Source organism: Streptomyces sp. NPDC088350 (genome assembly GCF_044753545.1).
In the GTDB taxonomy this organism is placed as follows: Bacteria; Actinomycetota; Actinomycetes; order Streptomycetales; family Streptomycetaceae; genus Streptomyces.
Genome location: NZ_JBIVNL010000002.1, coordinates 911,923 through 924,248, shown reverse-complemented (window position 1 = coordinate 924,248; position 12,326 = coordinate 911,923). Strand labels below are relative to the sequence as shown.

The 12,326-nt window shown below is 69.3% G+C and carries 11 protein-coding genes; 6 read left to right on the top strand and 5 right to left on the bottom strand.

Annotation, left to right across the window (positions count from 1 at the left end):
- Complete coding sequence (locus ACIQBL_RS09270; RefSeq protein ID WP_401938630.1) at positions 1-789, bottom strand: SDR family NAD(P)-dependent oxidoreductase; 789 nt, start codon at positions 787-789, stop codon at positions 1-3.
- Positions 790-792: 3 nt separating this feature from the next.
- On the bottom strand, positions 793-2,328 hold the full coding sequence (locus tag ACIQBL_RS09265; protein WP_401938628.1) for a long-chain fatty acid--CoA ligase: 1,536 nt from the start codon (positions 2,326-2,328) through the stop codon (positions 793-795).
- Positions 2,329-2,550: 222 nt separating this feature from the next.
- Here ACIQBL_RS09265 and ACIQBL_RS09260 point away from each other — a divergent pair, with 222 nt between their 5' ends.
- From ACIQBL_RS09260 to ACIQBL_RS09250, 3 genes are all read left to right on the top strand, one after another.
- Entirely contained in the window at positions 2,551-3,306 is a 756-nt protein-coding gene (locus ACIQBL_RS09260; protein WP_401938960.1) for an enoyl-CoA hydratase/isomerase family protein, read from the top strand.
- Between the two features lie 73 nt (positions 3,307-3,379).
- Positions 3,380-4,438, top strand: a complete 1,059-nt coding sequence (locus ACIQBL_RS09255; RefSeq protein ID WP_401938626.1) for an alcohol dehydrogenase catalytic domain-containing protein — start codon at positions 3,380-3,382, stop codon at positions 4,436-4,438.
- 1 nt (position 4,439) lies between these two features.
- Positions 4,440-5,594, top strand: a complete 1,155-nt coding sequence (locus ACIQBL_RS09250; protein WP_401938624.1) for an acyl-CoA dehydrogenase family protein — start codon at positions 4,440-4,442, stop codon at positions 5,592-5,594.
- A 43-nt stretch (positions 5,595-5,637) separates the two neighbouring features.
- On the opposite strand, the gene ACIQBL_RS09245 is transcribed toward ACIQBL_RS09250, so the two are convergent.
- On the bottom strand, positions 5,638-6,345 hold the full coding sequence (locus ACIQBL_RS09245; protein WP_401938622.1) for a TetR/AcrR family transcriptional regulator: 708 nt from the start codon (positions 6,343-6,345) through the stop codon (positions 5,638-5,640).
- Between the two features lie 141 nt (positions 6,346-6,486).
- Here ACIQBL_RS09245 and ACIQBL_RS09240 point away from each other — a divergent pair, with 141 nt between their 5' ends.
- The gene (locus ACIQBL_RS09240) at positions 6,487-8,475 is read left to right on the top strand and encodes a pyruvate dehydrogenase complex E1 component subunit beta (protein WP_401938619.1); all 1,989 of its coding nucleotides are present in this window, start codon (positions 6,487-6,489) and stop codon (positions 8,473-8,475) included.
- Positions 8,476-8,537: 62 nt separating this feature from the next.
- On the opposite strand, the gene ACIQBL_RS09235 is transcribed toward ACIQBL_RS09240, so the two are convergent.
- Positions 8,538-9,584 carry a cyclase family protein gene (locus ACIQBL_RS09235; protein ID WP_401938618.1) on the bottom strand — a complete coding sequence of 349 codons (1,047 nt, stop codon included), beginning with the start codon at positions 9,582-9,584 and terminating at the stop codon, positions 8,538-8,540.
- 156 nt (positions 9,585-9,740) lie between these two features.
- Between ACIQBL_RS09235 and ACIQBL_RS09230 the strand changes: the two genes are divergently transcribed.
- Both ACIQBL_RS09230 and ACIQBL_RS09225 read left to right on the top strand, forming a co-directional pair.
- Entirely contained in the window at positions 9,741-10,139 is a 399-nt protein-coding gene (locus ACIQBL_RS09230) for a nuclear transport factor 2 family protein (RefSeq protein ID WP_401938615.1), read from the top strand.
- Between the two features lie 46 nt (positions 10,140-10,185).
- Entirely contained in the window at positions 10,186-10,584 is a 399-nt protein-coding gene (locus ACIQBL_RS09225) for a nuclear transport factor 2 family protein (RefSeq protein ID WP_401938614.1), read from the top strand.
- A gap of 58 nt (positions 10,585-10,642) precedes the next feature.
- Here ACIQBL_RS09225 and ACIQBL_RS09220 read toward each other — a convergent pair whose 3' ends face one another.
- Positions 10,643-12,271, bottom strand: coding sequence for a flavin-containing monooxygenase (locus ACIQBL_RS09220; RefSeq protein WP_401938613.1), 1,629 nt, complete (start codon positions 12,269-12,271; stop codon positions 10,643-10,645).
- Positions 12,272-12,326 lie beyond the last annotated feature (55 nt).

The window sequence follows — 12,326 nt, the reverse complement described above, 5'->3', positions numbered from 1 at the left end:
CTACCGCGCGGTCCAGCCGCCGTCGACCGTGAGGGTGGTGCCGGTGACGAAGCGGGACGCGTCGGAGGCGAGGAAGACGGCGGCACCACCGAGTTCCGTCACGTCGCCGACGCGGCCCAACGGGGTGCTCTCGACGATGCGTTCGCCCCAGCGGCTGTCCAGCAGGCCGGAGCTGAGGTCGGTGTGGAAGTAGCCGGGCGCGAGGGCGTTCACCCGGACTCCGCGGTCCGCCCACTCCACGGCGAGGGACTTGGTGAGGGCCTCGACCCCGCCCTTGCTCGCGGCGTACGCGGCGATCCGCTCGAACCCGGTACGGGCGTGCACCGAGGAGACGTTGACGATCGAGCCGGAGCCCTGCGCCAGCATCACCTTGCCGGCCTCACGGCAGCAGTAGAACGTCCCCTGGAGGTTGACGTCGAGGACCTGTTGCCAGTCCTCGTCGGTGACCCGCTCGCTGCGGGTGAAGTGGGGGCTCGTACCGGCGCAGTTGACGACCGCGTCCAGGCGGCCGGTGCCGTCGGTGACGCGCTCGACGATGGTCCGTACGGCGGCGGAGTCGGCGACCGAGCCGGGCAGGACCAGCACCTTGCCGCCGTGCGCGGCGAGTTCGGCCTCCAGGCTCTCAAGGTCCGCCGCGGTACGGGCCGTTGCCGCCACGGTGGCGCCCGCCTGGGACAGGGCGACGGCGATCGCCCGCCCGAGCCCCTTCCCCGCACCCGTCACCCACACCGTCCGTCCGTCGAGCCGGAGTTGGGCGTTGACGTCTTTCAGGTCGCTCACGTCGGTCATGGCTCAGCCCTCCGCGGGGATGTCGCGCAGGGTCCGCTTGAGGACCTTGCCGGACGGCGTGCGGGGCAGCTCGTCGACGATGTCGAAGCGGGCCGGCACCTTGAACTTGGCCAGCCGGGCCCGGCAGAACTCCCGCAGCTCCTCCGCGCCGGCGCTCTCGCCGGGCCTGAACACCACGAACGCGCGCGGGACTTCACCCCAGCGGGGATGGTTGAGCCCGACCACGGCGGCCTCCAGCACCGCCGGGTGCTCGTACAGCACCCGCTCCACCTCGGGCGTGGCGATGTTCTCGCCCCCGGAGACGATCATGTCCTTCTTGCGGTCGTCGATGAAGAGGAAGCCGTCCTCGTCGACGTGCCCGATGTCGCCGGTGTGGAACCAGCCGTTCCTGAGCGCCGCCGCCGTGGCCTTCTCGTCGCGCCAGTACCCGGCGAAGACCTTCGGTCCGCGCAGCGTGATCTCGCCCAGCTCACCGGCCGGAACCTCGACGCCCGTGTCGTCGACGATCCGCACGCGCGTGTGCGGCACGGGGCGCCCGACGGAGCCCAGCTTGGACAGCGCGTGCTCGCGGTCGAGGAAGGTGTCGCCGGAGACGGTCTCGGTCAGGCCGTAGGCATCGGCGAACCAGGCGTTGGGGAACGCGGTCATGATCCGCCGCAGCACCGGTTCGGGCGTCTTCTCGCCACCGCCGAGGATGAAGCGGACCGAGCTGGTGTCGTACTCCTCGCGGTCGGGGACCTCCAGGACCGCGTTGACCATGGCGGGCGCCAGCCACACATTGGTGACCCGGTGCTTCTCGATCGCGTCCAGCACGCCCTGCGGGTCGAACCTCCGCTGGAGTACGACACTGCCGCCCGCGTAGAGCACCCCGAGGGCCGGCATGTCCAGGCCGCCCACGTGGTAGAGCGGACCGCAGACCAGCGTGGTGTCCGCCGCCGTCAGCCCGAAGTGGACGATGTGGGCGAGGTTCTTGGCCTCAAGGTTTCCGTAGGTGATGCGGACGCCCTTGGGCCGTGACGTCGTCCCGGAGGTGTACATGAGCCGCTGAAGATCGTCGAGTTCGACGTCCACGGGCTCCACCCGCGCCCCCTTGTGCCGGGCCAGCAACTCCTCGTAACCGGTCCACGGCTCCTCGGGCAGATCACCGCCACCGATCAGGACGCGGTGCTCCAGATCGGTCAGACAGCCGGCGCTGCGCTCCACCGCCCGCACGAACTCCGGCTCGGTGACGATCACCTTGGCCTGGGCGTGGCCCAGGATGTACTGCCATTCCTCTTCGGAGAGGCGGTAGTTGAGCGGCAGGAAGACCGCGCCGAGCCGGCTGGCGGCGTGGACCAGCTCAAGGAACTCAGGCTGGTTGTACAGCAGCAGAGCCACGACATCGCCGCGCCCGACGCCCAGCTCGGCAAGGCCCGCCGCCAACTGGTTCACGCGCTCATGCAGTTGACGGACGGTCAGAGAACGCTCGTCCTGGACGACGGCCACGGCGTCGGGCCGCTGCGCCAGGTGGTAATCGAGGATGCTCGCGAAATTGTGCACGGCTCACTCTCGCTCTGTGGTGTTCGGCGCTGAACACGGCTCGACCACGGCTCATGGGGCAAACCGGATCCCGACCGGTCGGTTGCCCACTCACATAATTTAGTGTACCCCTTGGTCTATAAAACCTGTGAGCCGCACTTTACGACGGCACGTGCGCATCGACAACCACCCGAACGCACGCGACGCCGCTTCCGCCGACGAGGAGGGTTCTTCGTGCCACGCATCCGGCTCGACACCGACGGACCGGTCGTCACGGTCCGCCTCGACAACCCGCCGATGAACGCCTTCGACTCCGCGCAGAGGGAGGAGCTGGCCGCCCGCGTACGCGAGCTGGCCGACGCCCCCGACGTCCGGGCCGTGGTGCTCTACGGCGGCGAGCGGCTCTTCGCCGCCGGCGCCGACATCAAGGCCCTGGCCGCGATGGGCCCCGAGGAGATACGCGGCTGGAACCGAGCCTTGCAGCGCACCTTCGACGAGGTGTCCCGCCTCCCGATGCCGGTGATCGCGGCGGTCACCGGCTATGCCCTGGGCGGCGGCATGGAACTGGCCCTCGCCGCCGACTACCGGGTGGCCGCCGAGGACGCGGTCTTCGCCCAGCCCGAGGTCCAGCTCGGCATCATGCCGGGCTCGGGCGGCACCCAACGCCTGTCCCGCCTGATCGGCCCGTCCCGCGCGAAGAACCTCCTGATGACCGGCCGCCGGGTGAAGGCGGACGAGGCGCTACGGCTGGGATTGGTGGACGAGGTGGTCCCTACGGGCTCCGCCCTGAAAGCCGCCCTGGCCTACGCCCGCCACCTGTCCGAGGGCCCACCGGCAGCCCTGGAGGCGATCAAGGAGGCGGTGGACCACGGCACGGACGCGAGCATGGCGGCGGGGCTTGCGCTCGAACGGTCCCTGTTCACAGGCGTGTTCGGCACAGAGGACGCAACGACGGGCCTCCGCTCATTTCTCGACAGGCCCAAGAAAAGCGCCTCTTAAGGGGCGCGGGGAACTGCGCGACCAGCCCCCACCGGGCCCGCAGACAACAACGATACGAAAGGGGCGGAAAAACATGGAGGCACTCGTCTGGCACGGTGCACAGGACCTACGTCTCGAAGAGGTACCCGAGCCACCGGACCCCGCCCCGCACGAGGCAGTCGTAGAAGTGTCCTGGTGCGGAGTCTGCGGCACAGACCTGCACGAGTACCTGGAAGGCCCCCACATGATCCGCGAGGGCCCCCACCCCCTCACCGGCACCAAGCCACCCCTCGCCCTGGGTCACGAACTCAGCGGCACGGTAACCGCGTTGGGCACACCGGTACCCGGCATAAAAATCGGCGACCGCGTCACCGCGGACCCCGTCTGGCGCTGCGGCACCTGCTTCTGGTGCACGCGAGGCGAGTACCACATCTGCCCCAAGAGCGGCTCCGTGGGCCTCGCCTCCCCCGGCGCCTTCGCGGAACGCGTCACCGTCCCGCTGGCCGGCCTGACCCGCCTCCCGGACAACGTCAGCGACGAACTGGCCGCCGTAGCAGAGCCGTTGGCGGTAGGCCTGCACGCCGTGACCCGGGCCGGGGTCAAACCGGGCGACAACGTCCTCGTCGTAGGCGGCGGCCCGATCGGCGTAGCCGTAGTGCTGGCCGCCCAAATCGCGGGCGCCGCAGCCCTGTTCGTGAGCGAACCCCTCGCGGGCCGCCGCGAGATGCTGCTCGGCATCGGTGTCACCGAGGCCTTCGACCCGCGCGCAACGGACGTACGGCGTGAGGTGTTCGTGCGAACGAACCGCATCGGCCCGGACGTCGTGATCGACGCGACCGGCGTACCCGCCCTCGCGGGCCAGGCCGTCTCGATCGTCCGGCGCGGCGGACGGGTGGTACTCGCCGGCGTCGGGCACGGCAGCGTCGAGTTCGACATGGGCCAACTCGTGTTCTACGAGCGGTCGGTGGTCGGCACGCTCGGCTACAACTTCGACATCCCGCGCGTGATCGATCTGATGAGCACCGGACGTCTGGATGCCTCCGCCCTGATCACCGGCCGTTTTCCGCTCTCGGGAGGAGCCGGTGTCTTCGAGGACCTGGCGGCCGACCGGGCCAAGCACCTGAAGGTGCTGCTGACCCCGAAGGGACTGTGACATGGACTTCGACCTGCCCGAGGAGACCCTCGCTCTCCAGGACATGGTCCGCGAGTTCGCGGCCAACGAGATCACGCCCCACGCGGCCGAGTGGTCCGAGAACGAGACCTTCCCCACCAAGATCTTCACCAAGCTCGGCGAACTCGGCCTGATGGGCATGCTCGTGCCGGAGGAGTACGGCGGGGCGGGTTCGGACACGGTCACCTATGTCGCGGTGATGGAGGAACTCGGCGCCGCCGACCAGTCGGTGGCCTCCTCGTGGAACGCCCACTCGACGATCGGCACACTGCCGTTGCTCGCGTACGGCACCGAGGAGCAGAAGCACCGCTGGCTGACCCCGCTGGCGAAGGGGGAGGCGATCGGCGCGTTCGGGCTGACCGAACCGGAGGCCGGCTCCGACGCCGCCGGTATCGCCACCACCGCCCGCCGGGCGGACGGGGGTTGGGTGATCAACGGCACGAAGATGTTCATCACCAACGCGGGCACCGACATCAGCCAGGGCGTCACCCTGCTGGCCACGACCGGCAAGGGCGCGGACGGACGCAAGGGGTACGCGACCTTCTACGTCCCGACCGGCACACCCGGTTACACAGTCGGCGCCAAGCTGAAGAAGCTCGGCTGGCACGCCATGGACACAAGGGAGTTGGTCTTCACCGACTGCTGGGTCTCCGACGACCATCTGATCGGCGAGGAGGGCAACGGGCTCAAGCAATTCCTGTCCGTGCTCGACGGCGGCCGGATCAGCGTGGCGGCGCTGGGCCTCTCGCTGGCCAAGGCGGCGCTGGCCCTCGCGGTCAAACACGCCAAGGAACGGCACCAGTTCGGGCGTCCGCTCTCGGACTTCCAGGCCGTGGCGCACAAGATCGCCGACATGGGTACGGAGTACCAGGCGGCCCGCTGGATGGTGTACCGCGCCGCGTGGCTCGCCGACCAGGGCCGCCCGCACAGCACGGAGGCCGCGATGGCCAAGCTGTACGCCTCCGAGGTCGCCAACCGGGCGGCCTCCCAGGCGCTCCAGATCCACGGCGGCTACGGGTACGTACGGGAGTCGGAGATCTCCCGCTTCTACGCCGACGCCAAGATCCTGGAGATCGGCGAGGGCACGAACGAGATCCAGCGCAATGTCATCGCCAGGGCCCTGGTCCGGGGCGCGTGACGGGGCGGGGTCCGCGGTGCGCGGCGGCGCACCGCGGATCCGGTCAGCTCGCCACGGAGACCGCTTCCCACAACGCCTCGGGATCGAGGGGCAGTTCGGGCCGTGCCCGCTTGAACTCGGCGGCCAGCGCCTCGACATCGGGGAGTTCGGCGACGGACGCGGCGAACCCGCGGAACAGGGTCGAGCAGTACTCGCCCGACAGGAACGCGGCGTCCCAGCTGCCGTCCGGCCGCACCCACTGGTAGGTGTGGTTGTGGAGGTTGAGGAACTGCAGGGTGGCCAGGTGCGGTTCGACCGCGCGGAAGGTCCCCTCCTCGACGGCTTCCGTGAGCAGGCCGGTGATCAGGTGCTCGAAGTCGGAGCGCTGCCGCAGCACGATCTCCAGCTCCTCGCCGCTGAGGCTGCGGTAGTCGTGCTCGTAGACCCAGATGTGGTCGAGCCTGCGGAAGATGATCGTCAGCAGCGACTCGGACAGCAGCCGCAGCCGCAGCAGCGGCACCTCGTCGAGGGCCGCGATCTCCTTGGCGCGGGCCAGCAGCGGGCCGAGCACCCGCGACTGGATCTCGATGAGCAGGTTCTCCTTGGAGCCGATGTAGTAGTACAGGGCACCCTTGGCGAGCCCGACCGCGCGGCCCAGGTCGTTGATGGAGGTCGCCGCGTAGCCCTGTTGCGCGAACAGGGACGCCGCGGTGTCGATGATCTTCTGGCGTCTGACTTCGAAACCCGGCCCATGACCCGGCGGTCGTGGCATGTGTTCTCTCCCCTGGCTATGACGACGTTTGTGCTGCCCCGGGTCCGCACAGGCGCCGGATCGTGGCACGCCTGGGGGAAGCGGCCCCGGGGACGTCGCTCTAGTTTGCTAGACCAAACGGTACATTAAAGCGAGGACCGTATGACTCAGGCATCGCATCACACCGGTACCGGTACCGGCACCGCACAGACGGACCAGCTCCTGGAGATGTACCGGCGGATGCGCCGCATCCGGCGCTTCGAGGAGCGGGCGTCCGATCTGTACAAGGCGACGGAGATCCCGGGCTTCCTGCACCTCTCGATCGGCCAGGAGGCCAGCGCGGTCGGCGCCTGCTGGCCGCTGGGCGAGCGGGACGGCATCACCTCCACCCACCGCGGCCACGGCCATGTCCTGGCCAAGGGCCTGGACTCGGCGTCGATGATGGCCGAGCTGATGGGCAAGGACGCGGGCACCTGCCACGGCCGCGGCGGCTCGATGCACATCGCGGACCCCGGTCTCGGGATCTACGGCGCGAACGGCATCGTCGGCGCGGGCCTCCCGATCGCCACCGGGGTCGCCACCGCCGCGAAACTGCGGGCGGCCGGTGACGTGGTGGTGGCGTTCTTCGGGGACGGGGCGGTGGCCCAGGGCATGTTCCACGAGGCGGTGAACCTGGCCGCCGTATGGGATCTGCCGGTCGTCTTCCTCTGTGAGAACAACCACTACTCCGAGTTCTCCCCGGAGTCCGAGCAGCATCGTGCCCCGCTCTCCGCGCGCGCCGCCGGATACGGCATCGCGTACCAACACGTCGACGGCAACGACGTGTTGGCGGTGGCGCAGACCATGACCGGACTGGTCGCGCGGCTGCGCGCGGGCGGCGGTCCGGTCCTGCTCGAAGCCGAGACCTACCGTTGGCACGGCCACTACGAGGGCGACCCCGAGCGCTACCGCTCCGCCGAGGAGGTCGCCGCCGCCAAGGAACGCGACCCGCTGCTGGTGGCCCGCCGCCAGCTGGACACCGCGCTGGCGGACGCCGTGGACGAGGAGATCGACAAGGAGATCGAGGCGGCGGTCGAGTGGGCGAGGAGCCTGCCGGAGCCCGCCCCGGAGACCCTGTACGACTACGTCTCCGCGCCCCGCCTCGCCGTCGCGGAGCCCGCGCCGCTCCCTGCCGACGCCGAGATCTTCCGGTCGATGGACGCCGTACGACTGGCCCTGGAACATGAACTGACCGCCGATCCCAGCGTGTTCGTCGCCGGGATCGACGTCGGCGCGGGCGGCAACGTCTTCGGCCTCACCCGCGGACTCGCCCAGGCCTTCCCCGGCCGGGTGCGGGACACGCCGATCAGCGAGAGCGCCATCGTCGGTACGGCGGTGGGGGCGGCCATGGCCGGCATGAAGCCGGTGGTGGAGATCATGTACATGGACTTCATCGGTGTCGCCTTCGACATGCTCCTCAACCAGGCCGCCAAACTCCGCTTCATGACCGGCGGCCGGGCCTCCATGCCGCTCGTCGTCCGCACCCAGTTCGGCGCCGGCCGCTCCTCGGGCAGCCAGCACTCGCAGAGCCTGGAGGCACTGCTCGCGCACATCCCCGGTCTGACGGTGGTCATGCCGTCCAACCCCGCGGACACCTATGGGCTGTTGCGCGCCGCCATCCAGGACCCCAACCCCGTGATCTTCGTGGAGAACCGGCTCCAGTACGGCCTCAAGGGCCCCAAGCCCCCGGCCGACCACCTGATCCCGCTGGGCAGGGCGAAGGTGCTCCGCGAGGGCACCGACATCACCCTGGTCTCCTGGTCACGGATGGTCCAAGATGCCCTGGCCGCCGCGGAGTTGCTCGCCGCGGAGGGCATCAGCACCGAGGTGATCGACCTGCGCACGATCTCCCCGCTGGACCGCGAGACCGTCCTCGCGTCCCTCGCCAAGACCAACCGCCTGGTCATCGCGCACGAGGCGGTACGGGACTTCGGCGTCGGCGCCGAACTCGCCGCCATGGCGGTCGACGAGGGCTTCTGGCACCTGGACGCCCCGGTCACCCGCGTGGCCCCGCCGCCCGTCCCGGCGCCGTACGCACCCTCGTTGGAGCGCGTCTGGCTGCCGTCGCGGGACACGATCGCGGACACGGTGCGCAGGATCGCGGCGGTGTGACGAGGCGCATGGGAAGGGCCCCGGGACGAGATCCCGGGGCCCTTCCCATGCCACGCGAACCGTCAGACGGTCGCGATCGGCGTCAGCGGACTGCCCTGTGTGCCCGGCAGGTTGAGCGGGGGCGCCGTGAGCAGGAAGCGGCTGCGGCGGTGCTCCCGCAGCCAGGCCGCGAGGTCGTGCAGATACCACAACTCGCCCAGCGGGACGCCCAGTTTGAACAGGCACAGGTGGTGGATCGGCAGCAGAGTGTGCGGGCCCTCGGCCTGGGTGACGCCCACACCCTCGACCGCGTAGTTGTCCGAGATCAGCGCCGACATCTGCGAGTTGTTGATCCAGTCGAGGATCTCCGGGTCGTCCGCGTCGAGGTAGGCGGCGGTCTGGTGGATGGCCACCGGGTCCGGGTTCTTCTCCCAGGCGAGGATCTGGGTGGCGAAGCCGGTGTGCAGGAGGACCATGTCGCCGGGCTCCACGACCACGTTGTCCGCGGTCATGATGTCCTGCAACTGCTTGAAGCCGACCGGCTGGTAGCCGGTGCCGAGGTGGTGGGCGATGTCGATGAGGACGCCGCGCCCCTGCACCCCGTGCTCGGCCATCTTCTCCAGGCCGAGGTTGCGCGCGAAGCTCAGGCTCCCGCTGCCGTCGCCCTTGGCGTCCTCCTCCGGTCCCACCAGGTGCTCGCCGGGACGGAACCCGTTGTAGTAGACCGGCTCGGCGACCCCGTCGCCGTCCGCGTCGAACTCGGCGCCCTGGTGCGCGAGGGAGTCCCACTGGGTGGAGTACTGCAGCCAGAGGGTGACCACGTCGTCGGACCACACGTCGATCAGCGAGGGGTCGATCTGCTCGCTGGCGACGACGTTGTAGAAGACGTCCTGCTTGTGGGCCAGGTCCTCGGTGGGCCGGAGGATCGGTGGGTACCGCCGCTGGTTCAGCGCGGTCCCGCCGGGATAGTCGAGCGGCAGGCTCAGGCTGAAACTGACCCCGGCCTCGACCTCGCGGACCCCCTGGAGGACCTTCTCGGGAGTGAGCAGGTTGATCCGGCCCAGTTCGTCGTCCTCGCCCCAGTCGCCCCACGTAGAACCCGGCGGACGCTGCTTCCAACGCTTTGTCATGATCACGCCTCCTTCGGCGGCAGTCCCCGTTGACCAGCCGCCCGCATGTTATTTGTGATTGTACCGATCGGTCAACGAATCCGACGCACCCCCCTCCCTTTATCTTCGCTTCATCAATAGACTGAGTGGTCGAAACACCCGACCTTGGAGCGAAGAATGAGCGAATCCACACAGGCGTGGGTCGTGGCGGGCGTACGGGCCGTACTCGGCGCGCACACCCAGGCCCAGGACGCCGGCCGCACCGACGACATCGTCGCGCTGTACACGCCCGACGGCGTCCTGGAGATCCCGGGCATGGACCCGGTCGAGGGGCGCGACGCGATCCACGCGGCCTTCAAGGGATGGGAGCCGGTCAAGCCGCAGCTCCACCTGGTCACCAACACCGTCGTGACGTCCACGGGCGAGGACGAGGCGCGCGCCCTGAGCGACGTGGTCTTCCTCCAGCGCGGCGAGGCGGGCTGGGCGGTGGGCGTGGTCGGGCACTACGACGACACGCTGCGCCGCCAGGACGGCAGCTGGCTGCTGCACCGCAGGAAGACCACGTACCAGGCGTAACAGCCGCCACCAGCAAGCCTGTTGACCCTCTCGACCTTGGAGTGAGATGACCACCACGATCGACGCGTCCGTCACCGCGGCCGTACAGACCGCCATCGCCGCCTACGCCCAGGCCCTGGACGCCGGACGGACCGACGACATCGCCGCCCTGTACACCGCCGACGGCGTCGCCGAGATAGTCGGCATGGCCAAGTTCGAGGGACGGGAGGCGATACGGCAGGGCTTCGGCGGATTCTCGCCCCAGGCACCGCAGTTGCACCTGATCGCCAACACCGTCGTCACCTCCGCCACCGAGGACGAGGCGACGGCCACCAGCAACCTGGCGTTCTTCGCGCGCGGCGAGACCGGCTGGACCGTGCAGATGGTCGGGCGCTACGACGACGTCCTGCGCCGCGAGGACGGCACCTGGCTCTTCCAGCGGCGGGTCACGACCTTCGCGGAGTAGCGCGGGAACCCGGACGCCCGTGCCGCCCACGTCCAGGGCGGCACGGGCGTCCGGGCGTTCAGGCGTCCGGGTTCTCCGCCTTGGAGAGGACGAAGGTCGGGAACTCGTTCTCCCTGACGGCGTTGATCGCCTCCTGGAGCGCCCACCGGCCCGTCGGGTTGAGCAGCTGCTTGACCGGCTTGCCGGGGATGTTGCCGCCGTAGAAGTAGCTGCTCTCCAGGAAGGAGGACATCGTGCTGTTGTTCATGGCGTCCGTCCACTCCTCCTCGGCTGCCTCGGTCACCTCGATGACGTCGTAGCCGCTGTCCCGGGTGTGGACGAGGGCGTCGGTGATGATCTCGACCTGGTCGCCGGCGTAGCGCGGGTTGTTGCCGGTGGCGCCGTGCGGGCCGCCGGGGAAGAAGAAGTTGGGGAAGCCGGCCGTCGCGACACCGAGGTAGGTGCGCGGGCCGTCCGCCCAGTACTCCTTCAGCGGGAGGCCCTGACGCCCTTGCACACCAAGCCTGTTGAGGGCGCCGGTGCCGAAGTCGTAGCCGGTCGCCCAGATGATGATGTCGAACTCCTCGACACCGTCGGCGGTTTCGATGCCGTCCTCGGTGATGCGGGTGATCGGCGTGGTGTTGATGTCGACGAGGGAGACGTTCGGCTTGTTGTACGTCTCGTAGTAGCCGGTGCCGAAGGGGGGCCGACGGCCGCCGTAGCCATGGCCCTTGGGGATCAACTTGTCCGCGGTTTCCGGGTCCTTGACGATGCTGCGGATCTTGTCGGCCATGAACGCGCACCACTCGGCGTTGACGGTCTCGTTCGACAGCATGTCCATGTAGTGCTCGGTGAGCTTGGTGAAGCCCGGGCCGTTCCACCGCTCCTCGTAGAACGCCTGGCGGTCCTCCGGGCTGTCGTCGAGGCCGGAGCGCATGACGATCTGGTGCAGGAAGCCGCTGGGTGACGTGTTCAACGTGTCCCTGATGGACTCGTAGTTGGCCTTGAGCTCGGCCTGCTCCTCCGCGGTGATCGGCGCGTTGTTGAGCGGCGTGAGCCAGTCCGCGTCCTTCTGATACACCGTCAACTGTGCTACGTCGTCCGCGATCGCGGAGATGATCTGCACCCCGCTGGAGCCGGTGCCGATCTGGGCCACCCGCTTGCCCGTGAAGTCGATCGGGGTCTTCGGCCAGCGGGAGGTGTGGTGCTGCTCGCCGCGGAAGTCGTCGCGCCCCGGGATGCCCGGGACGAACGGCACCGAGAGGTTGCCGGTGGCCGCGACGACGTAGCGGGCCCGGACCTCGGTGCCGTCGCTGCCCCGCACGGTCCAGGTACCGGACGGCTCGTCGAAGACGGCGGAGGTCACCTTGACGCCGGTGCGGATGTCGCGGCGCAGGTCGAAGCGGTCGACGACGTGGTTGAAGTAGCGCTCGATCTCGGGCTGGCCCGCGAACCTCTCCGACCACTCCCATTCCTCCCACAGCTCCTTCGAGAACAGGTAGCCGTAGGTGTAGCTCTCGGAGTCGAAGCGCGCCTCGGGGTAGCGGTTCCAGTACCAGACGCCGCCCACGCCGGTGCCCGCTTCCAGGAGCCGGGTCGAGAACCCGGCCTCGCGGGCCTTGTACAGCTGGTAGATGCCCGTGACGCCCGCGCCCAGGACCAGCACGTCGACCCTGTCCTGGACCGCCGGCTTCGAAGATTCGCTCATTTGCCCTCCAAGGCGACTGGGGCTGCGGCTCCCACATGAGCCTGGTTTGATAGTT